This is a genomic window from Streptomyces sp. NPDC033174 (genome assembly GCF_055577795.1).
On the sequence record NZ_JBVIPQ010000007.1, the window covers coordinates 470,423 to 492,391 of the forward strand.

Sequence of the window (21,969 nt, forward strand, 5' to 3'; positions counted from 1 at the left end):
ACGCTTCCGTGCCGAATCAAGGAACATGACCCCACAGCCCGTGCGCGAGCCCACCCGGACCGACCGGCTCCTGGCCGCCGTCGCCGGAGTGCTCGCCGGATACGTCTCCCTCGCCGTCGCCGAACTGGCCGCCGCGGCCGTCCGTCCGGAGGCGGCCCCCGTCGCCGCCGTCGGGGGCGCGGCCATCGACCTGACCCCGGAGGCCGTCAAGGACTGGGCGATCCGCAACTTCGGCGAGAGCGACAAGCTCGTCCTCCAGTCCGGCATCCTCGTCGTCCTCGCCGTCCTGGGCGTGCTCGTGGGTCTGCTGGCGCTGCGTCACCGCCGGTCCGGCGCGGCGGGGGTGCTGGTCTTCGGCGTCATCGGCGCGATCGCGGCAGTGACCCGGCCGGACTCCACCTCCGTGGCCGACGCGCTGCCCTCCCTGACCGGCGCGGTGGCCGGCGCGGCCCTGCTGTACGTACTGATCGGCCGGCTGCTCGCCCCCCGGCCCTCGCTCGCCCCGGTCACGGCCGTCCAGGCGGGCCGCCGGAGCTTCCTCCTGGTGGCCGCGTCGGCGGCCGTGGCCTCCACTGCCGCCGCCCTGGCGGGCCGGGCACTCGGCGGCACCCGGGCCGAGAACGCGGTCGCCTCCCGCGCCGCCGTCCGGCTGCCCCGCCCGATTTCGTCGGCCCCGCCCGTGCCGCGCGGGGCCCAGCTCCGCGTCGAGGGCGTCAGCCCGTTCGTCACCCCGAACAAGGACTTCTACCGGGTCGACACCGCCCTCGTCGTCCCCAAGGTCGACGCCGCCAGGTGGCGCCTGCGCGTCCGCGGCCGGGGAGTGACCAAGGACCTCACGCTGACCTTCCGGGACCTGCTCGCACGCGAGGTGATCGAGCGGGACATCACCCTCGCCTGCGTCTCCAACGAGGTCGGCGGGCCCTATGTGGGCAACGCGCGCTGGCTGGGAGTGCGCCTGGCCGACGTGCTGCGCGAGGCGGGGGTACGGCCGCCGTCGGCTGGCGGGCCGGCCGACCAGCTCGTCGCGCGCTCGGTGGACGGCATGACGATCGGCACCCCCGTCGAGGACGTGATGGACGGGCGCGACGCCCTGCTCGCCTTCGGCATGAACGGCGAACCACTGCCCTTCACCCACGGCTTCCCCGTCCGCATGATCGTCCCCGGCCTCTACGGATACGTCTCCGCCTGCAAGTGGATCAAGGAGATCGAACTCACCACCTTCGACGCCTACGACGCCTACTGGGTCAAGCGTGCCTGGGCCCGCAGAGCGCCGGTCAAGACGCAGTCGCGCATCGACACGCCCAAGCCCTTCGCCAGGCCCGAGGCGGGCACCGTGATGGTCGCCGGTGTCGCCTGGGCCCAGCACCGGGGCATCGAGCGGGTCGAGGTACGCGTGGACGACGGGCCATGGCACGACGCCACCCTGGCCACCGCGGACACCCGCGACACCTGGCGGCTGTGGTCCTACCCGTGGGCGGCGTCCAAGGGCACCCACACGCTCACCGTCCGGGCCACCGACGGCGCCGGCGACGTCCAGACCGAGCGCCGCACGCCCACCCTGCCGGACGGGGCGAGCGGTTGGCACTCCGTCGAGGTCACCGTCGAATGAGCCCGCCACCCAGGCCGCCCCTTCGGATCACGTTTGCTGGATGGGACCTTCAGCACCTGGTGCCTGCGGCGGTGGAGGGGCCGCGACCACTTCGTGGGGCGGGACCAGCCAGAATGCCGTCGCATGGCACACCCAGCACCGGACTGGTCGCAGCTCGGACACGCGTACGGGCCCGCAGATGACATCCCCGTCCGGGCATGCAACCTGTCCGGAGCGCGGGACGCGGTTCCGCATCTCCGAAGGCATCGCCCACTGGTCGGCGATCCCGCCACCGCCCACCAGGGCTTGGTGATCGGTCCGGCGGCAATGGCTCGATCCGGGCCCACTGGGCGTCACTCAACAGCACGCCCTGGCCAACGATCCGACGATCCGAACGAAACGTCCGGGGCCGCGGGGCGGTCGGCACCACAGGTGGGTACTCCCTCCAGCCACGCGGGCCCCTGGATGTAGATGTTGGTGACCCATGCCCTGTAGTCGGGCAAATAGGACCAGGCGTCGTTCGTGTAGCCCTCGGCGGCGACCGACTCCGCGTGCTTCTGGCACTCGACCCGGATGGTCGTCGCCCCGGGGAAGGCGTAGACCCGCGTGGCGCCGGTGGACGGCAGTGCCTTCGTCCACACACCGGTGCCCCAGGTCCGGAAGACGTGACCGGTCACCGGTCCCGTGTTGACGCGCACCGCCCCGAAGTAGTCACCGTTCAGCCGGACATCGCTGACCATGAGTTTCGTACCGGACTGGCGGGCTTCCACCATCTTGCCCGCGCCCAGGTAGAGGGCGATGTGGTGAAGGTCGCGGGAGGTGCCCCAGACCAGCAGGTCGCCGGGGAGCAGCGGGCCCAGGCCCTGTGCGGCGGTGAAGCGCTCGGCGGCGCGATGCGTGTAGTACTGGGCGCTCGCCACCCCGTTGAGAATGTCCGAACCGGCGGCCTGGGCGTAGGCGTGGCGGACCAGCCCCGAGCAGTCGAAGCCCAGACGCTCGGGATCGTGCTCGCTGGCCGGGTCACTGGGATCCACCTGCCCGTAGGTGGCGCCGGGCTGCGGACCGTGGCCCCCTCCCCACGTGTACCAGACACCCGCCGCCACCTGCGCGCACGCGGCGGCGACGGCGCGCTCGGCCGCCGCGGAGGCCCCCGGAGCCAGGACGGCACACGAGCCGTCGGCCGCCGCGGCCGCACGAACGGCCGCGGGAGAGCCGGTGGTTGAGGCGACCGCCGAGGCGGGCGGCGACAGAAGGAAGGCCAGAAGACCGACGAGTGAGCCGATGAGACCTGATCGGCGAAGCATGCGAGGACCTCGTTTTCCGTGTGGAGTGGTCTGGCGGGGAAAAGCCTGGTGGCCGCGGTGCCCCAGGTCGAGGACCCCGCGTCACCCCACCCCAACGGGCAACGGGAAACACCCGGGAAACCGGCTCCGACCAGGCACGCCGTCAGGGACGTGCGCACGCGGGGTCGAGGGAGACGGAAAGGCCCGGCATGAGCGTCGCCCGCTCCTCGGGGGCGATGCCGTCGCGCAGCCGGCAGATCTCCGCCAGCCGCGCCCCGACGTCCAGGTCCCACAGGCGTACGGTCCCGTCGTTGCTGCCGCTGGCCACGGTCCGCCCGTCGGGGGAGAAGACGACGCCCCACACCGCGTTCGTATGGCCCGTCAGGGCGGCCCACAGCCGGCGTCCGGCCAGGTCCCACAGCCGCACCGTACGGTCGTTTCCGCTGCTCGCCAGCGTGCGTCCGTCGGGGGAGAAGGCGATCCCGCGCGCGGAGCCCGTGTGGCCCGTCAGCGCTCCCACGAAACGGCGCTCGCGCGCGTCCCACAGGCGCACGGCCCCGTCGTTGCCGCTGCTCGCGAGAGTCCGTCCGTCCGGGCTGAAGGCCACGGCCCGTACCGCGCCCGTATGACCCGTGAGGGTGGTCAGCGGCCGCCGCGCGGCGACATCCCACAGACGCACCGTCAGATCGTCACCCGCGCTCGCCAGGGTGCGCCCGTCGGGGCTGAACACGACATCGTTGGCGAAGTCCGTGTGCCCGGTCAGCGTGGCGAGAGGCCGGCGCCCCGCCACGTCCCACAGGCGGACCGCCCCGTCGGAACCGGCCGAGGCCAGCGTTCTCCCGTCCGGGGCGAAGGCGACCGAGAAGACGTTCCCGCTCCGGCCGGTGAGGGTGGCGAGCGGCCGCCGCCGCGGGACGTCCCACAGGCGGATGGTGCCGTCCGAGCCCGCCGACGCGAGCGTCTTCCCGTCCGGTGCGAAGACGACCGAGAACACGGTCTCCAGATGACCGGTGAACGTCGCCAGGAGCCGCCGCGCGGCGACCTCCCACAGCCGTACCGTGTGATCGGCGTTGGCGGTGGCCAGCAGCCTTCCGTCCGGGCTGTACGCGGCCTTCCAGATCTCCGTGAACGGACGTGACGTCAGCACCGCGCCCCGCAGGTCCCAGAGCACCACGGACTGGTCGAACGCGGCGGTGGCCAGCATCGTGCCGCCCGAGTCCACGGCCACCCCGAGCACATAGTCGGTGTGCCCGGACAGCGTCGAGGCCAGCCGCCCGCTGCGCACGTCCCACAACCGGGTCGTACCGTCGCCGCCCGCGCTGACGACCGTCGTGCCGTCGGGCGTGTAGACCACGCCGTTGATGTCGTCGCTGTGCCCGGTCAGCGTGGCGGTGGTCCGGCGCCCGGCGGTGTCCCACAGCCGCACGGTCCGGTCGACGCCGCCGGTGGCGAACGTGCGCCCGTCCGGGGCGAACGCCGCCCCCAGCACCTCGTCGGTGTGACCTTCGAGTACGGCGAGCGGCCGGGCCTGCGCCGTGTCCCACAGCCGTACGGTCCGGTCCGAGCCGGCCGAGAGCAGCGTCCGGCCGTCGGGGGAGTACGCGAGGGCGTTGACCCGGCCGGCGTGGCCGGGGAGGGAGGCGACGGCCCGGTGGCCCGGTGCAGAGTCCCACAGGTGGATCGTCCCGTTCGCGGACCCGGTGGCGAGCGTCCGTCCGCCGGGTGCGAAGGCCACCGCCCGGGCGCCCGCGGTGCGGGCCGGCAGAACGGCCGTGGTGCGGCGCCCGACGGTGTCCCAGAGCCGCACCGGTCCGTCCGTCGACGTCGCCGCCAGCGTCCGGCCGTCGGGGCTGAAGGCGATCGCGCGCACCCGCCCCGGCACCCGGAACGCCGAGGTCGGGCGCCGGTCCGCGACGCGCCACAACGTCACCGTCCCGTCGGAACTGGCGGTCGCAAGCGAGCGGTTGCCCGGCGCGAAGGCCACCGCGTTGACCGCCCCGCCGTGCACGCCGAGGCGGGCGGAGAAGGGCTGGGACTGCGTGCTGAGCAGGGCCCCGCGCGCCTCGGTTGTCGCCCCCGTGCGGTACGCCTCCTCGGCGAGCAGCATCGACGCCTCGGGCTGCCCGGCGGCCAGGGACGTGGACCGCACGGCCAGGGCCTGCGAGCGGGCGATCCGTTCCTGGTCCAGCGCACCCGCGCGCTGCTGGTACGCCAGACCTCCGGCGGCCAGGGCGACGGCGAGCAGGACGACGAGCGTGGCCAGCATCCCCTGCCGCAGGCGGATCTGACGCCGGGCCTGCTTCAGCCGGCCGTCCTCCTCGGCCCGGCTCGCCCGCAGGAAGGCCTCCTCCTGGAGGCTGAGCCGGCTCCTGCCGTCGAGCTCCTCGGCCCAGGAGCGGACGGTCTCCAGCCGGGTCCCCCGGTAGAGGGCGGAGGGATCACGACCCTCGCGCTCCCATTCCGCGGCCGCGTGTGCCAGTTGCTGATGGATCAGCAGCCCGGCCCGGTCGGCGTGGATCCAGCCGTGCAGCCGCGGCCAGGCGTGCAGCAGGGCCTCGTGCGTGATCTCGACGGTGTCGCTGTCCATGGTGATCAGCCGGGCCCGGACGAAGGCGTCGAGCGCGGCCGCGGCGCCGTCCGCGTGAGCCAGCTGCTCCATCAGGGCCGTACGGCTCATGCGGCGCCGTGTCTCCCTGGTGCCGTCGGCGACATGGACCAGCCGCACCAGGATCCGGCGGATCGTCCGCTGCTCGGCCGGGTAAAGACGTGCGAACACGTTCTCGGCGGTGCGCGCGATCGCGCCCTGGATGCCGCCGGTGCGTTCGTACCCGGCGACGGTCAGCGTGGCGCCGTCGCGCTGCCGCCAGGTCGCCATCAGCGCGTGGGACACCAGTGGCAGGACCCCTGCCGGCGTGTAATCGGGCCCGCCCTCCCGGTCCGCCGCCCCGCGTTCACGCCGAAGTCCGGCGTCGCGCAGAAGCAGGGACAGCAGTCCCGGCTCCAGGGTGACACCGGCGAGCTCCGCCGGGCGCGTGATCGACTCCCGCAGCTCCGCCACCGACATCGGGGGCAGCACGAACAGCCCACCGGTGAAGACCGTGGCCAGCTCGGGAAGGTCCAGACAGCTGCCGGAGAAGTCGGCCCGCACACCGAACACCACGACGGCCGGTACGGTCCCGGCCACCGGGGCCCGGGAGGTGGAGACCGCGCAGAGCACACGGACGAACGCCCGCCGCTCCTCCTCGTCCGGGCAGAGGGTGAACAGCTCCTCGAACTGGTCGACCAGGAACACCGCACGCACGGCGGGAGGGTGCCGGTCCCCGTGCGCCGCGGGAGCCTCGTCCGACAGCCGGTGGACGGCTTCGAGCAGGGCCTCGGGCCGTTCCCGTAACGTGTCGCCGGTCAGGCCGAGATCGCTGCCCAGGACCTTCGCCGTACACTCCAGCAGCTCCTCCAGCGGACGGGCCGTCGGTGTGAACGGCACCACCGGCCATGTCTCCGCACCGGGCATCGGGAAACCGCCGGGGCGTCGCAGAGCCGGTACGAGACCGGCGTTGAGCAGGGACGACTTGCCGGCGCCGGACGGGGCGACCAGCATCAGCGGTCCGCTCCCGATCCGTTCGAAGACCCGCTCGACCAGCGCGGCCGTGGCGCGCTCCCGGCCGAAGAACCGCTCGGCGTCCCCCGTGGTGAAGGCGGGCAGGCCCTGGTAGGGGCAGTCGTCGTCCGACCGGGGCCCGCCGGTGGACGGGCAGCTCGCCGGTCCGGTGCCCGGCGGGGCCGCTTCCCGGAGCAGGGCGAGCAGCTCACCGTCCGCCCGCAGCACCTGGTCGCAGCGGCGGGCCACGTCGGGGGTCACGCGTTTCGAGCCGGTCTCGATCTTGCTGAGATAGCCCTTGCTGTAGTGCGTCTGACGCGCGAGGTCGGCGAGCGACAGACCGCGTTGCACCCGCAGACGCCTGAGCTGGGTGGGGAAGGACACCGCGGCGTCGTCGGGCATTTCGTGGTGGTGGTCGGTCTTCCCTGCGAGGTCCGGGTCCCCCAAGACATCCCCCATGGCGAAGTGCGCCGAGGCTGTGAGACGGCAGGGGTCAGGCTACAGCGGGGGAGGGACCGCGGACGGGAGCTCCCGGCCGGTATGACGAGAACACGAAAGCTTCCGAAGCCACCCGAGGGCGGCTCCGGAAGCGGTGCGACCGACGGGTGTTACGGCCGGTGGAGGGTGATCGAGTTGATCGGCGTCAGGTCGGCGTAGACGCCGGTCTTGGCGGCGATGCGGGAACCGCAGCCCGCGCCGTTGTAACCGGTGCACAGACTGGCGGTCGCACCGCCGGTCTGGTTGTTGAGCACCCAGTGGTTGCCGAACTGGTTGCTCAGGTTGTGGGGTCCGTAGCTATAGAAGACGTGGGTCGGAGAGACGGCGGGGTTCTGGTTCTGCGGGTAGATACAGACCGCCCCGTCCGGGCATCCGGCCCAGACGTCCGCCGGCTTGGCCTCGGCCGTGGTGTGGAACGCCATCACGGCCGCGGCCGTGGTCGCGAGGGCGGCGAAGCCGCGGAGCACCTTGCGCATTTTTTTCCCCCTTGCGGGTTTTGCCTCGTGCTGACGACCTCAGCCTTCCGCCGGCGCGGACCGGGGTCGACGGGTTTCCTGTTGCCCGTCCGCCCGCCGACCGGGAAACCGGCCGGGACCAGGTGTTTCGCGCCGCGGAGGGCAACCGCCGGGGGACCGTTCGGGGGACCCGCCGCGAAGCCCCCCGGAGGACCCGCGCGGAGAATGTGTGCGCTAGCCGGTGATGCTCGGGCCGCCCGTCTCGATGTGCCCGGTGTAGCGGCGCGACCAGGTCCCGTCGATGTCGGCGAGGACCGTGAAGTCATACCAGCCGCCCTGGTAGGCCACCGCGTTGAAGAAGTCCTCGCGCGAGGAGTTCGCCGCGACCGTGTACGTCCACGGGCCGTCCGTACGGTAGGCGTTCGACCGGATGATGAAGGTGACCGGGGACGCCGAGGAATTGGTCATCCTGAAGTAGATCGCCGTCTTCCCGGTGCCCGGCTCGGTCGCGAAGCGGGCCGCCACCTCGATCGCCCGGCCCGCCTTGGACGCGTCGCCGAGGAAGCGGCGCAGGAAGCGATTGGGGCCCATCATCGAGATGTCGTACTTGCCCGAGCCCGAGCCCGTCCCGATGTTGAAGTAGTCCGAGGACGTGGTGCCGGGGCCGACGGTGTACTGCCAGGCGGCGGTGTCGCGGTACTGGTGCGGGTGGATGGTGAAGTGGGCCGCGCTCCTGGCCTGCGCGCCCTGGTTCGTCATCGAGAACCAGGCCAGGATCTTGCCGGCCGCGCCGAACTCGAACCGGTCGAGGTTGCCGTTGACCTGGTACGGCACTGCCCGGGCAGGCCGGGTGCCGGGCTCCTGCGCCGGCAGGGTGTTGTCCTGGGGGACCGGATTGGGCAGCGGGCCGCAGGTGGACTGGCCTATGACCTTGGCGGTGGAGGGCAGATTCGCCGGAACGCCGTGGACGGGGTGGGAGAAGTCGAAGACGCCGGTGAGGTCGCCGGTGACCCTGCGCCGCCAGGCGCTGATGTTCGGGCAGGCGGCGGGCTTGCCGAGGGCCGCAGTCCAGGTTTCCATGAAGCGCAGGACGGAGGTGTGGTCGAAGACCTCGGAGCTGACCCAGCCGCCGCGCGTCCACGGGGACATGACGACCATCGGGACCCGGAAGCCGAGACCGACCGGGACGCCGTCGATGTACTCGCCCGGGGTGCCGGGCGGGGCGACCGGCGGGGGCACGTGGTCGAAGAAGCCGTCGTTCTCGTCGTAGTTGAGGAAGAGGACGGTCGCGTCGAACACCTCGGGGTTGGCGGCCAGGGCGCGGTAGACGAGGTCCACGAAGTGCGCGCCGTCGCCGGGCGGGGCGTACGGGTGCTCGGAGAAGGCCTCGCTGGCCACGACCCAGGAGACCTGGGGGAGAGTGCCGGCGACGACGTCGGCGCGGATCGCGGCGGCGATGTCGTCGGGGGTCGAGCCGGTGACCTTCGGGACGGAGCCCATGCCCCGGTCGTACAGCGGGTCGCCGGGGCGGGCGTCGGTGAACTTCTTGAAGTAGGCCAGGCCGTTGTCGCCGTAGTTGTCCTGGGCGTTCTGGTAGACCTTCCAGCTCACTCCGGCGCGCTGCAGGGCCTCGGCGTACGTCTCCCAGGTGAGCCCGGACTCGTCGCCGCCGTCCTTGCTGGAGGCATCGATCTTGCCGCTCCACAGAAAGGTGCGGTTGGGGCCTGTGGCGCTGAGCGTGGAGCAGAAGTACGCGTCGCAGACCGTGTAGTTGTCGGCGAGGGCGTAGTGGAAGGGGATGTCGCCGCGGTCGAGGTACCCGAGGGTGCGGGTGTTGCCGACCCCGAGGACCCAGTTGTCCATGCGGCCCTTGTTCCAGGCGGCGTGCTGCGAGGTCCAGCTGTGCGGCAGGTCGCCGTTGCACTGCGCGAGGGTCTCGCCGTCGACGCCACCCGCGGGCGGGGTGGCGCTCAGCTTCCACGGATACTGGCGCCCGCCCCAGTTGGGCTGGTTGAACGTGCTCCAGCCGCCCGGGAGGTTGCCCGCGGCCCGGTCGCCGAAGCCGCGGACGCCGCGGAGCCGGCCGAAGTAGTGGTCGAAACTGCGGTTCTCCTGCATGAGGATCACGACGTGCTTGACGTCGGTGATGGTGCCGGTGGCGGCCGCGGCGGCGGCCGACGCGGCCACCGGCGGCAGCGCCGCCCCCGCGACGAGCCCTGCCCCGATGCCGACGAATCCCCTGCGACTGATGGGAGTCATGCCCCGCCTCTCGCGTCACTGCGTGCCCCAGCGGCACACCGGGGACAGAGTGGGGGAGCGGAGCTTAAAGGTCTACATCCGTGCAGTAAGCCTTGGGTCAACTTCCAAAGAACTACGGGGCCGCCGACTATGACTGCCCGTGGTCAGGGGAACGGGACTCCTTGTGAACGGTCCTGAGGTTTGGTCATCCTTCGGACCAATGCCCCTTCCCGGTCCTCCGGTCCGTGCCAGGTCCTGACATCGATCAGAGCCGGCCCGGCAGGCGGTGGAGGGTGACCTCACGCAGTCGGCCGCCCGCCGCGACCGCGGTCATGTACGTGCGGTGGGGCTGACGGCGCCGGTCCGTGGGCGAACCGGGGTTGAGCAGTCGCAGGCCCCCCGGTGCCGTGGTGTCCCAGGGGATGTGGCTGTGACCGAAGACCAGGACGTCCAGATCGGGAAACCGCTCGGCACACCGGCGCTCGCGCCCCTGCGCCCCACCCGTCTCGTGCACCACCCCGAACCGAACCCCGCCCAACTCCACCCTGGCGACCTCGGGCAGCCGCGCACGCAGCTCCGGACCGTCGTTGTTGCCGAAGACGCCCACAAGCCTCCGGGCCCGTGCCTCCACCAGCTCAAGGGTCTCCACGTCTACCCAGTCCCCGGCGTGGATCACGACGTCGGCCCGTTCGATCCGGTCCAGCAGCTCGGGAGGGAGCGCCTTGGCCCGTGTCGGCAGATGGGTATCGGACGTGAGCAGCAGTTCCATACGCCCATCATCGGCCGCCCGGCCCGCCGCGGCAGCGGAGGTGCTCCCGTAAAGCCGAGTGGTCGATGAGGGCGCAGTGTCCGACCCGCACTCCGCCGCGACACACACTTCACCCGCGCAGCGGAGATCGCCGAACGGTGGCACGGCCCACGGGTCTCACGCGATAACGCGCCCCCTTGTGCTCCCGAGCGCCGGTTCTGTCTCGTGTTTCCCGGGCACTCGCGGGAAAGGCGCGGCGGAGAGTCCGGCAGGCCGAGAGACGGCTGCCGGAGACACGAAGGGGTGGGCATGATTCGGGTCCTGGTCATGTATGACGAAAAGCTGCTGCGGTCGGCTCTGGTGGAGCTCCTGCGGTCGGACCACAGACTCGATGTGTCCTCCGCGTCCTCTCTCTCGGAGCGGCAGGCCGTGGGGAGCCTGCCGCACGATGTGTGTGTCGCCGACGCAGACTGTCTGGAGGCGCCGACCTGGGAGGACAGCGATGTGGAGTCCCGTACGCGGGACGAGGCCGCGCTGCTGGTGCTGGCCACCGCGCAGAAGCCGGGCGGGCTGCGCAAGGCGTACGACGCCGGCGCCCTGGGGTTCGTCGACAAGAACGGCTCCACCTGCCGATTACTCGAAGCGGTGCACACCGTGGCCAAGGGCGAGCGATTCATCGACGAATCGCTCGCCTTCGGCTTTCTCGAGGCGACGCATATGCCTCTGACCAAACGTGAGCTGAGCGTGTTGTCCCTGGCGGCTCAGGGCTCGTCGATCGCCGAGATAGCCGGAACGCTGCATCTGTCGTCCGGAACGGTACGCAACTACATGGCCAGCGCGATCCGGAAGGTCGGCGCCCGCAACCGGGTGGACGCGATCCGCATCGCGCAAGGGGCCGGCTGGACCTGAGCGGGCCGCAGGATGCCGGGCCCCGCTCCGTCCAGCGGGTCGTCGGCGGGTCAGCGGCCGTCCGCGCTCCAGTGCCCCATCAGATCGCGGTAGAGAGCGCACCCGCCGAGGAGTTCGTCGTGCGTCCCGCACATGGCGTCGGTTCCGTCCAGCACGAGGATCCGGTCCGCGCGCAGGGCCGACGAGAGCCGGTGGGCCACCACCAGGAGCGTGCCCGGCCGCTCGGCCAGGGCCTGTTCGGCGTGCGCCTCGGCCGCCGGATCGAGATGACAGGTGGCCTCGTCCAGCAGGAGCAGGGGGGCCGGGGACAGATAGGCCCGGCCGAGGGAGAGCAGCTGGCGCTCGCCCTGGGACAGGACGGCGGGTTCCACGACCGCGTCCAGGCCGCCGAGACGGTCGACGAGCGGCCCCAGGGCGAGGGCGTCGACGGCCGTCTCGACGGCGCCGGTCTCCGCGTCGGGGGCGAAGTGCCGCAGATTGTCGAGGACGGTCCCGGTGAAGACGTAGGCCTGCTGGGGGATCAGCGCACGCAGCGGGGCGAGTTGAGAGGCGTGGCGGCCCTCGACGGGGTGGCCCGCGAGCCGGACGCTCCCCTCGTCCGGGGCCAGAGTGCCGGCGATGACGGCGGTCAGGGTCGACTTGCCGATCCCGCTCGGTCCCACGACGGCGAGGTGCTCACCGTCCTCGACCCGCAGGCTCAGCCCGTCGAGGACGGGGCGGGCGCGCGGGCCGTAGGACACGCGGACGGAACGGACCTCCAGCGCGGGGACATCGGGCCGCCGGACCGGCGACAGGGGTACGGGCGTGGGCGAGGGGACGCGAGCCGGAAGGGCCGCCGGTCCCGCCGAATTCGCTGGAGGCGCGGCGAAGCGGTCGAGCACGATCAGCAGGCGGGTCCCCGCGGCCCCGATCGCGGTCATGAGCGTGTGCAGCGCGGGGAGCAGGGACTGAACGAGGTAGGTGAGCGCGCCCAACAGCGCGCCGGCCGTGACGCCTTGGCCGAGCAGCCACGGTACCGTCGCGAGCAAGAGCACCACCGGCAGCTGGCCCGCCACGCCGAGCGCCAGCGTGCGCACGGCGGCCCAACGCGCCAGCGCGCGTGCGGCGGCCGCCGTCTCCCCGGTCAGCTCGCCCGCCTGCGAGGCCGCCGTTCCCTGGGTCCCGGAGGCGACGATGTCCCGCAGGGCGGCCCGCACGGCACCGGCGCGATGCCCGAGGGCTTCGTCGGTGTCCAGATACCGCCGCTGCGCGGCGGCCATCGGCCGCAAGGTGGCCACGAACAGCGCCAGGCCCAGCACGAGCGGCCCCACGACGACCAGCAGGAACTGCGGCGCCAGCGAGAACAGCCCGATCAGGGCCCCCGCCGCGACGAAGACGAAGGAACGCGCGGTGAGCACCAGCCCGGCGAAGCTGTCCCGGGCGATCTCGGTCTGGTTCGTCAGGCGGGAAACGGCGGCGCGATCGGCCCGTTCGGGCGCGGTGACGGCCCCGTGCAGGGCGTGGCCGACCACTCGCCGTACGAGCCCGTCCCTCAACGGCTCGGTCAGATCAGCGAGTTGCGCGAAGACACCCCGGATGACGGGTGCCCCGGCGACGATCGCCACGGCGGCCGCCGCCAGCCACAGCAGTCCCGCCGATGTGTCCCCGGAGAGGAAGCCGTCGTCCAAGGAGTGGGCGACACAGAATCCGCCCAGGAAGGTCTGGACGGATTCCGCGAGCGACAGGGCCGCGAGCCTGAGCAGGGTGCCTTTCCTCGGAGCGAGGAAGCGGCGCGCGGGAGTCAGGACGCGGCGCAGCGCGCCGGCACCGGACGAGGGGGCAGTACGGGGCGAGGGGGCGGCCGGCTTCACAGGACCGCCCCGCCCGGGGCCGTGCCGACGCGCGGGCCGCAGGACGCGGCGGCGCCCGGCACGCGGGTGTCCATCGCCTCCGTGTCCGCCGCGTCCGTGACCGCCCCGTCGGTGACCGCCGCCCCCGTGGCGTCGAAGACGGCCCGGTACGCCGGGTCCCGCCACAGCCTCCGATGGGTGTCGACCGCGCGAAGGCGGCCTTTCTCCAGCCAGACCACCAGATCCGCCCGGGCGGCCACGGAGAGCCGGTGCGCGACGAGAAGCCGGGTACCCGGCCGGACCTCGCGGGTCAGCACGCGATCCACCTCGCGTTCGGTCGCGGTGTCGAGACTGGAGGTCGCGTCGTCGAGGATCAGGAGCCGCCCCGCGTGCGCGAACGCCCGTGCCAGGCCGAGGCGTTGGTACTCGCCGCCCGAGAGGGGAGCGGCGTCGAGCGGAGTGCCGTACCCCTGCGGAAGGCGGCGCACGAACCCGTCGGCGCCCGCGGCCCGCGCCGCCCACCGCACCTGCTCCTCCGACACGGCTCCGGCTCCGCCCCCGATCGCCTCGGCGACCGTCCCGCCGACGAAGACGGGGCGTTCGAAGGCGTAGGTGACGTCCTCACGGAGCGCGTCGCGCGACACCTCGTCGAGGCGTACACCGTCGAGGAGGACATGGCCTCGGTCAGGCTCGATGAGGCGGCCCGCGACAGCGGCCAGCGTCGACTTGCCCGCTCCCGACCGGCCGACCACCGCGGCCGTGACACCGCCGGGCAGCGCCAGGTCGACGCCGCTCAGGAGCGCGGCGCCGTCGCGGACGACGTGGACACCGCGCAGTTCGAGGGCGCCGGGTCCGCCCGGGGGCAGTACGGCGCCGCCGTGCCGCAGCGCGGGCAGATCCTCCAGCTCGGCGGTACGGCGGGTCGCCGCGCGCCCGCGTACGAGCGCGCCGAGCGAGGTGGCGACGCCCCCGACCCCTGCGGCCAGCGCCGCGTACCGCGAAGCCGCGAGCAGGTCGCCGACCCCGATGTCCCCGGAGGCCAGCCGCACACCGCACGCACCGAGGACACCTACGGTCAGCAGGGGCATGAGGGCGCCACTGTTCGCGACGGCCCGGCCGTGCAGCGCCCACATGCGGCGCCCCTGACGGCTCAGTTCGGCGAGCGGCGCGAGAATACGGGCCCGCTCGCGCGGGGCGGTCCCGGCGGCGGCGATGGTACGGGCCCCCTCGAGAGCCTCCAGCAGGCGCGAAGCGAGGTCCGCCTGCACCCGCTGGTAGCGGCCGACGCTGTCGGAGGCGTCTCGGGCGAAGGCGCGCAGGACGAGGGCGAGGGCGGGAAGGCCCGCCACGAAGACGAGGGCGACCCAGACGTCGATGACGAACAGGGCGACGAGCGCCCCGGCGGGCATGAGCAGGGACGCGGCGAGCGAGGCCGCGGCGGCGGGGACGGTTCCGGCGTCGGTGGCGTTGGCGGAGAGACGGGTGGCGACGTCGCCGGGGGAGTGACGCGCTGCCCGGTCCGGCGCCGTCGACAGCAGACCGTCGAGGGCGCGCACCCGGATCCGGGCGGTGGCCCGCGCGTTGGTGAGGCCCGTGAGCAGGGCGCCCCCGGCATCGAGGAGCACCTCGGCGGCGAGCAGGGACGTGCTCAGCGCGAGCCAGCGGCCCGCGCCGGGCTGCGCGCGCAGCAGCAGGTCGAGGGTGCGTCCGAGGGCGGCGGGCAGAGCGAGCGCGGCGGCCGCCGCGGCGAGGGAACAGAGAAGCACGGCGAGGGGGAGGACCCCACAGTGCCGGGCCGTGGCAAGGAGGGCGCGGGCGGGGGTACCGGCGTCAGAGGCGGGGACGGCGACCTTGCCGTCGGGGCCCCGGCCTTGGGCTGGGGGGTCAGCGACCGCGTCGGCGCCCTTCCCGTCGGGGCCCCGGCCCGGAGTTGCGGTGTCAGCGGCCAAGTCCCTGCTCGGGTCTGTGGCGTCAGCGGCCGGGTCGGCGACCTTGCCGGCCGTGTCCCGGCCTTGGGCTGTGGGGTCAGCGACCGCGTCGGCGCCCTTCCCGTCTGGGCCCCGGCCCGGAGTTGTGGCGTCAGCGGCCAAGTCCCTGCTCGGGTCTGTGGCGTCAGCGGCCGGATTGGCGACCTTGCCGGCCGTGTCCCGGCCCGGAGTTGTGGCGTCAGAGGCCTGGTCCGTGACCTCGTCCTCCTGGCCCCGGCCCGGGGTTTTGCCGGCGGGGATCGGGCACGAGCGCTGGGCATCCGGAGCCGGGCGGGGCGGCTCCGCGGCCCGGGGGGCACGGAACCCGCGTCCACCGGCGGAGCGGTTCCGTCGCCTCGCGGTCATGTACGCGGCCTCCTCTGCGGGCGTTGTCCGGTCGTGCGCCGGGTCCTGTCGGACCCGGCACGCGAGGGCGACGCCCCGGGCGCGTCCGCCCGGGGCGTCGTGCTCGGCGTCGGCGGACGGTGGTCAGCCGACGCCGAGCGGGGAGCCTCAGTTACAGGTGGTGACGCTCAGGCTGCTGTCGCCGCAGAGCAGGAGGCTGGCACGGCTCCCGGTCTCGACGTCGCCGATGGCCTCTTCCTTGGGGGTCTCCATCGACTGAAGGTCGAGCAGGTTCATGATCGTTTCCTTTCGTTCATGGGGACGGTGGTGCTTCACTGCGACCCCTTTTGGGGCCGGTTCTGGGGCCGCCGGAGAGGCGGCAGGAAGGGAAGTCGAGCGGGACGGTCACCGAGGGCCGCCGCCAGCGCGAGCAGGCAGCCGGCGGTTCCGGTCGAGACGTCCATGGAGAGCCGCATCATCTGCTCTCCGGGGAAGCAGAGGTCTCCGCGGTGGGACATGGCGTGCCAGGCGAGGGCGTCGACCTGTCGCCGTACGTCCGCCGGGGTCGTCCCCGGCCCGCCCGCCGTGGTGCGGCTGAGATACAGCACCATGCCGGCGGCGCCCCGGTACAGGCCCGGCTGGGCGTAGAAGGTCGCCTGGGCGGCTCGTAGGATTTCGCTCCGTGCGCTCTCGAAGGCGTCGTCGGCGCGGTGGGCGAGGAAGTCGTCGAGAACCATCCCGATGCCGACGCTGCCCGCGCCGAGGTACGGCATCGTGCGCCAGCCCTCGTCGACCTGGAGCGTGCCGCTCGCACTCCGTACGCACCGCTCCAGGTCCTGCCGGAGCGCGTCGCCCGCCAGGTCGAGGAGGGAGGTGTCGCCGGTGCGCTCGTACAGACGGAGGAAGAGCAGGGCCGCGCCGGACGCGCCGTGGAGCAGTCCGGCCCGGGAGGGTCGTTTCCGCGCGTCCCGCACGGAGTCCCGCCCCGCCCCGCCGGCCGGCCGCGGGCCGGGCGCCGAGAGTCCCGGAAGAGCCCGTGCCGTCAGCTCCGCGCAGCGCATCGCCGCCGAGTGCAGGGCCTCCTCGCCCGTCGTCGCGGCGAGCGCGTCGAGGGCGAGGCCGAGCCCGGCGGTGCCGCTGTGCAGCTCGTGCGAGAGGTCTTCCCACGGCTGTGCCAGGGCGAGTTCGGCCAGTTCGAGGGCTCGTCCGGTGTGGCCCAGGTACTGGAGGGTCCAGGCGATGCCGGCGAGGCCGTCGTGGAAGCCGAGGGGAGTCCCGGAGGCGGGCTCCTTGGTGCGCTGCAGTAACCATTCTTCTGCGGCGGGGCAGCGTTCGGCGCCGCTCTCTTCGAGCGCGTACAGCACTCCGGCGGCCCCATACCCGAACGACTGTCCGCCCCCGGCGGTGGCGAACTGCGCGATGTCGCCGGGGAAGCAGCGGTCTTCCCGGTCCGGCGACGCGGAGGCGAGGATCGCGCGCACCAGGGAGTCCCGGCTCGCCGGCCAGTCACCCGGCTCGACGGGAAGGTAGCCCCCGGCCGCCCGTTTCCGGGCCGGCGCCCCGGCGCCCTCGCTCCTGTCCCCTTGGTGTCCGGAGTCGTCGTTCCCCACGCCTTCGTGGCCGGTGTCTTCGTATCCGTCGAGGATTTCCCGTACCGCCTCGTCCAGAAAGGCGCGCGGGACCGGGAACTGACGCGCCACCACCTCGGCCAGGTGCTCCGCCTTGCGCCGGTCCACGGCGAAGAGGCTCGTGAGCGGTATGAAGAGCGCGAGCCGCAAGCACGCGAGGGCGTAGCGGTCGACGGCGAAACCGCGCCGGTCGGCCGGGGCGACGAAGGCCGGGTTGGCCACGGTCTGACGCCCCCCGTCGTCGATGTGGTGGGCGGCCTCGAAGTCCAGCAGTACGACGGACGATTCGTCCTCGGACACCATGACGTTGAACAGATGGAGGTCGTTGAACACCACACCGCGCGCGTGGATCGCCTCGACGGCCCGCTCGACCAGCTCATGGATGCGCAGCGCCCACGCGGTGTACTCGGTCAGGCGCCGGGTGTCCGGATCGGCCTCGATGAGCGGGTGGCGCAGGGCGAAGAAGGAGTTGAGCGGCCTGCCCTCGATGTGTTCCAGGACGAGGAAGTGGTGCTCTCCGACGACGAAGGCGTCACGGACCTCGGGTGTCCACGGCAGGCCGGAGAGCCGTTCCAGGGCCGCCTGTTCACGATGAAGGCGCGCGACCGCGTCGGCGCCGTCGGCGGCCAGCCCCGCGTGGGGCCGCGCCTCCTTCAGTACCACCTTCTCGCCCGTGCGGGTGTCCCGCGCCGCGTAGACGCCACCGCCGTTGGAGAAGTGCAGCGCCTTCTCGATGGTGTAGGGCATGTCCGCGACCGTCACCGCCGCACGGGCCTCGAGGTGCGGGCGCAAGAACTCCGGCGGCGTGACCCACGGCGGTGTCCGGAACACCGGCTCGCGCACGTCGGGTACGAGTTCGCCCGCGGCGTTCTCGATGGCCGGCCGCAGATCCCCCTGGTCGTCGTAGCAGTGACGGCGCGTGAAGCTGCCGTACCGCAGATGGACCGGGCCCTGGCCCCAGCGCAGATCGCTGAGAATGTACGGGCCGGGTTCACCGGCCAGCAGCTCGGCGAGCTCCCCCGCGATCTGTTCGGCCTGTTCTTCGCCGGCCGGATAGACCGTGATGAACTTGCCGCTGCCCGCACGGTCCGCGTACTTGGCGTTGCGCTGGTGCAGGAGGTAGCGGCTCGGCACGAACTTGAAGGCGATGCCGTGGGCGAAGCAGTACGCCCACACCCGGTCGACGATCGTCTCGGCGTTGTCCAGCGTGGCCGACACATGGATCTTCCAGCCCTGGGCGGGCAGTTCGGCGTCGACCGGGCGGAAGGCGAGCCAGTCGCCCGCCTGGTTCCGCTGCCAGCCGGAAGGGGCCGGGCGGCGAGCGGCCTCGTAGAGGGAGCTGCCCGCGTTGTCCGCGAAGGCCAGACGGTGCGGCGCGTCGTAGAAGTACCGGTCCGCATCGCAGAAGACGGCGTACCCCTTGTTCACGCGCACTCCCTCGGTCGATGACGAGAACGACGGTGTCATGGGGCGGCCGAGCACCAACAGTCACCGCTGTCACGTTCTGCGTGTGCGAAACGCACGAGTAACCGGTGAGCGGCCCACGGACCTTGAAAGAGGAGGGGGAGTCGAGGAGAGCTGTTTAGCCGGACGCATTCTGCCTATACGAGTCGTATGGCCAACGACAGTGAATCCACGACCGCGAAGAAGGCAGCCCGCACTGGCCGGGGTGGCACCTCGACCGCCCGCCGTACGGCGACGCGCGCTGCCGACACCACCAAGAAGACGGCCGAGCGTGCCGAGGGCACGGTCGTGTCGGCGCTGCCCGCGAGCGTCCAGAAGATGGGCGAGCGCGGACGGGAAGCCGCCGTTTCCCTGGGGAAGACGGCTGTCGGCAAGGCATCGACGGCCTACACGGTGATCAAGAACCGGAAGCTGATCGCCGCCGGGGCAGGGGTGGGAATCGCCTCCCTCGCCAGCGGCGCGTTCCTCGCCGGTCAGCGCACCGCTCGCGCCGGCCAGGGCCCGATCACCCGCTACACCGGCGGCCGCTTCTGAGCGCCGTTCCTTCCCCCTCCGCCACAACTGGCAGCAGCCGCCCCACGGGGCGGCTGCTGCCAGTTGTGCGGTCGAAATGCGGCCCGCGCCTCAATGTTCCGCCGTGTTCCGCCTCAGTGTTCCGCGCGGCCCGGCTCCCGGTGCCGGCGGTGACTCCCGCGACGCGACCACCGCTTGGGGCGCACCCCGTTGACCAGGCACACGAGGAAGAGCGCGCCCATGACGCCCCCGGGTACGTACGACCGTGGTCCCCGGTCCCCGGGCCCCACCAGGAGCAGCAGACAGACGGCCAGACAGATCAGTGCCAGCGCGATCAGACCGGCCGAACTGGCCCGGTCGTCCGGCGTCCTCGTGCCGCTTCGACGAAACATGGTCACCTGCCGCCTCCCTGCGTCGACTGCATGCCCGTCTACCCCCTCACGCCGGAAAATCCCCGCAGGGGGGAGGGCGGAAGACGGAAGGCGGAAGGTGATGTGCTCACTCGAGGTCGGCCGCCCGGTGGGCGCCGCCGTGCCATTCGCAGAGCAGCACCGTGGCGTCGTCGTTGAGTTTCCCGTCGTGATGCTCGAGTACGGCGCGGACGAGCCGCCGCAGGGTCTCGGGCACCGGCAGGCCGTCGCTCTCGTGGCGGATGATGAAGTCCACGAAGCGGTCGCGTCCGAACTCGTTCCCGTCCGCGTCCCGGGCCTCGGTGATGCCGTCGGTGTAGAGGAGCAGCCGGTCGCCCGGTTCCAGCTGCTCCCGGCCCACGACGACGGGGAGCCCGAGCTCGGTCCCCATGGGGTGCGTGGGCGGGCACTTCAGGTTGGTGTTCCAGCGGCCGCCGCGGATCAGCACCGGGGGCGGGTGACCGCAGTTGATCCAGGTCAGCAGCCCGGTGTGCAGTTCGAGGTCGGCGAGGATCCCGGTGGTGTACCGGTCGTGCGCGAACTGTGCGAGCAGCATGCTCTCGATGCTGTCGCGGGCCTCGGTGATGCCCGCGCCGTGGCGCCGCCGGTTGCGGCTCGTGGCCATGGCGAGATTGGCGGTCAGCCCGGCCGCGGTGTCGTGGCCCATGGCGTCGAAGACGGCCAGATGCGCGATGTCGCCGGCCAGGGCGTAGTCGAACGCGTCCCCGGCGGTTTCGTAGGCGGGTTCCATGGCCGCCGCGATCGTCACCCGGTCGTTGGCGAAGGTGCGCGGGGGCATCAGCGTCCACTGCATCTCGGCGGAGACCGACATGGGGTTGACCCGGGTGAGGCGGGCGAAGGAATCGCTGTTGGTGCGCTTGGAGACGAGCAGCATGCCCATCAGCGAGGCCAGGTCCCGCATCGCCTCCTCGTACTCGGCACCCGGCGGGCCGGCGAGCGGGAATTCGCCGAGCAGACCACCGCCGCCTTCCCCGGCCGCGCCGCCGGCGAGGTCCGGGTCGCCGTCGAGGTCCACTCGGAGTACGCCCAAGCGCTCCGTGCCGTCCAGGACCGGCAGCCAGTACTCGCGAGAGCCGTCGACCGACGCCGTCTGGACCCGCATGGTCTGGAACGCCCGGCCCGCCAGCGTGGCGTCGATGCGCAGCTCCTGCCCTCCCCGCCCGGCGTCCGGTCCTTCGCCCGTGACCTCCCGCAGTACCTCTTCCTGCAGGTCGGCCACGTAGACGCGCACATGCCGCAGACCGATCTCGGCGGCGTGGCGGGTCATCAGCGCGGGGAGCTGTTCGAAGGTGGCGAGATGGCTCGCGCGCAGCAGCGCCCGGACCATGTGGGCAGAATCATGACGCGTCACCATGGCGGGACCCGATCGGACGGGGGACGGCCCGCGTCCGCCCGTCGGCACGCTGCGAGGAGGCCGGTCCTACTGCACGGCAGACGAAAACGAGGAGCCCTGAACGGCTGGTCATCACCAGCCTAGACCCGCTTCATCGAACGAGCGCCGTTTCCCCGGCCCGCCCGCCCCGGCCCGTGGCCCACCGTTGCCCACGCCCTCGCGCGCGGGGCCGGCACCCCGAAAGGACCCCCGTGACGGCCTACCCGCCCGAGCCCTGGCATCTCGCCGGGCAGATGTACGTGTCCTTCTGGCTCGTCCCGCGACGCACCCTCCCCGACGCCTTCCCGCCCGGCATCCGGCCCGTCACCCTCGCCGGGCGGGCCGTGGTCGCGGCCGCCTGGGTCGTCTACGAGCGGGACAGCGTCCTGCGCTACGACGAGCTGCTGAGCGCGGTCCTCGTACGGGAAGGGGCCCGCCTCCGAGCCACCATCACCGACATCTGGGTGGACAGTGCCTCCTCCATGACCGGCGGCCGGGAGCTGTGGGGCATCCCCAAGGAGCGGGCCACGTTCGATCTGGACCGCACGGAGGGCCTGAAGGCCGCTGCCGAGGACACCGAAGGGACGGTCGCCACGGCGGTGTTCGGCCGGGCCCGCCGTCTGCCGTGGCGCCTGCCGCTGAGGTACCGCGTCGCACAGACCCTCGAGGGGCGCCTCAGGACCACCCCCGTGCGCACGTGGACCTCGGTCTCCCCGGCCCGAGCCCGTTGGTCCTTCCCCACGGGCGGACCTCTGCGCCTGCCGGCTCGCGCACCGGTGCTCAGTCTGGTCCTGCCGGACTTCGAGCTGGAATTCGGCACGGCGACGACCGATCCGCCCGGCTCCTAGCCGCCCGGCCCCGGTGCGCCGATCGCCGTCCCCGGAGGTGCGGGGGCGTCCGTGGGTGTATGCAGGATCCATGGGGTCTCGACGACTCTCCGGGAGCCACCGTCGGTCATGGGAGCCGGGACACGCACTGCTGGCGGTACCGCTCGGCTGATCGTGGTCGTCACGGCGGGGGGGGGGGGGGGGGGGGGGGGGGGGGGGGGGGGGGGGGGGAGGAGGGGGGTGGCGAGGAGGGCGGGGGAGGACGTAGGTGGGGTG

The 21,969-nt window shown here is 72.7% G+C and carries 15 protein-coding genes; 4 read left to right on the forward strand and 11 right to left on the reverse strand.

Annotated features, from left to right (window positions below):
* The first annotated feature begins 25 nt into the window (after positions 1–25).
* On the forward strand, positions 26–1,609 hold the full coding sequence (locus tag ACZ5VC_RS24155) for a molybdopterin-dependent oxidoreductase (protein ID WP_469122103.1): 1,584 nt from the start codon (positions 26–28) through the stop codon (positions 1,607–1,609).
* 332 nt (positions 1,610–1,941) lie between these two features.
* Here ACZ5VC_RS24155 and ACZ5VC_RS24160 read toward each other — a convergent pair whose 3' ends face one another.
* The 5 genes from ACZ5VC_RS24160 to ACZ5VC_RS24180 all read right to left on the reverse strand — a co-directional run bounded on the left by ACZ5VC_RS24160 (position 1,942) and on the right by ACZ5VC_RS24180 (position 10,429).
* Positions 1,942–2,892 (reverse strand): NlpC/P60 family protein, encoded by a 951-nt coding sequence (locus ACZ5VC_RS24160; protein WP_469122104.1) that lies wholly within the window; start codon positions 2,890–2,892, stop codon positions 1,942–1,944.
* Between the two features lie 142 nt (positions 2,893–3,034).
* Entirely contained in the window at positions 3,035–6,928 is a 3,894-nt protein-coding gene (locus tag ACZ5VC_RS24165) for an nSTAND1 domain-containing NTPase (RefSeq protein ID WP_469122105.1), read from the reverse strand.
* 149 nt (positions 6,929–7,077) lie between these two features.
* Positions 7,078–7,443: a hypothetical protein gene (locus tag ACZ5VC_RS24170; RefSeq protein WP_469122106.1), complete on the reverse strand. Its 366-nt coding sequence runs from the start codon at positions 7,441–7,443 to the stop codon at positions 7,078–7,080.
* Between the two features lie 213 nt (positions 7,444–7,656).
* The gene (locus ACZ5VC_RS24175) at positions 7,657–9,681 is read right to left on the reverse strand and encodes a phosphocholine-specific phospholipase C (protein WP_469122107.1); all 2,025 of its coding nucleotides are present in this window, start codon (positions 9,679–9,681) and stop codon (positions 7,657–7,659) included.
* A gap of 244 nt (positions 9,682–9,925) precedes the next feature.
* Positions 9,926–10,429, reverse strand: a complete 504-nt coding sequence (locus ACZ5VC_RS24180; protein ID WP_469122108.1) for a metallophosphoesterase family protein — start codon at positions 10,427–10,429, stop codon at positions 9,926–9,928.
* A 306-nt stretch (positions 10,430–10,735) separates the two neighbouring features.
* Here ACZ5VC_RS24180 and ACZ5VC_RS24185 point away from each other — a divergent pair, with 306 nt between their 5' ends.
* Positions 10,736–11,317 (forward strand): LuxR C-terminal-related transcriptional regulator, encoded by a 582-nt coding sequence (locus tag ACZ5VC_RS24185; protein WP_469122109.1) that lies wholly within the window; start codon positions 10,736–10,738, stop codon positions 11,315–11,317.
* A 50-nt stretch (positions 11,318–11,367) separates the two neighbouring features.
* Here ACZ5VC_RS24185 and ACZ5VC_RS24190 read toward each other — a convergent pair whose 3' ends face one another.
* The 4 genes from ACZ5VC_RS24190 to lanKC all read right to left on the reverse strand — a co-directional run bounded on the left by ACZ5VC_RS24190 (position 11,368) and on the right by lanKC (position 18,514).
* On the reverse strand, positions 11,368–13,167 hold the full coding sequence (locus ACZ5VC_RS24190; RefSeq protein WP_469122110.1) for an ATP-binding cassette domain-containing protein: 1,800 nt from the start codon (positions 13,165–13,167) through the stop codon (positions 11,368–11,370).
* Entirely contained in the window at positions 13,164–14,912 is a 1,749-nt protein-coding gene (locus ACZ5VC_RS24195) for an ABC transporter ATP-binding protein (RefSeq protein WP_469122111.1), read from the reverse strand. The genes ACZ5VC_RS24190 and ACZ5VC_RS24195 overlap by 4 nt, the downstream gene beginning before the upstream one ends.
* 714 nt (positions 14,913–15,626) lie before the next feature.
* On the reverse strand, positions 15,627–15,755 hold the full coding sequence (gene ramS / locus ACZ5VC_RS24200) for a mycelium formation morphogenetic lantipeptide SapB (RefSeq protein ID WP_468709768.1): 129 nt from the start codon (positions 15,753–15,755) through the stop codon (positions 15,627–15,629).
* A gap of 35 nt (positions 15,756–15,790) precedes the next feature.
* On the reverse strand, positions 15,791–18,514 hold the full coding sequence (gene lanKC, locus ACZ5VC_RS24205) for a class III lanthionine synthetase LanKC (RefSeq protein WP_469122112.1): 2,724 nt from the start codon (positions 18,512–18,514) through the stop codon (positions 15,791–15,793).
* 186 nt (positions 18,515–18,700) lie between these two features.
* Between lanKC and ACZ5VC_RS24210 the strand changes: the two genes are divergently transcribed.
* On the forward strand, positions 18,701–19,084 hold the full coding sequence (locus tag ACZ5VC_RS24210) for a hypothetical protein (protein WP_468709765.1): 384 nt from the start codon (positions 18,701–18,703) through the stop codon (positions 19,082–19,084).
* Between the two features lie 113 nt (positions 19,085–19,197).
* On the opposite strand, the gene ACZ5VC_RS24215 is transcribed toward ACZ5VC_RS24210, so the two are convergent.
* Both ACZ5VC_RS24215 and ACZ5VC_RS24220 read right to left on the reverse strand, forming a co-directional pair.
* The gene (locus ACZ5VC_RS24215; protein ID WP_469122113.1) at positions 19,198–19,461 is read right to left on the reverse strand and encodes a hypothetical protein; all 264 of its coding nucleotides are present in this window, start codon (positions 19,459–19,461) and stop codon (positions 19,198–19,200) included.
* Positions 19,462–19,561: 100 nt separating this feature from the next.
* A complete protein-coding gene (locus tag ACZ5VC_RS24220; RefSeq protein WP_469122114.1) occupies positions 19,562–20,821 on the reverse strand; it encodes a PP2C family protein-serine/threonine phosphatase in 1,260 nt (419 codons plus the stop codon).
* Positions 20,822–21,078: 257 nt separating this feature from the next.
* Between ACZ5VC_RS24220 and ACZ5VC_RS24225 the strand changes: the two genes are divergently transcribed.
* Complete coding sequence (locus ACZ5VC_RS24225; RefSeq protein ID WP_469122115.1) at positions 21,079–21,714, forward strand: acetoacetate decarboxylase family protein; 636 nt, start codon at positions 21,079–21,081, stop codon at positions 21,712–21,714.
* Positions 21,715–21,969 lie beyond the last annotated feature (255 nt).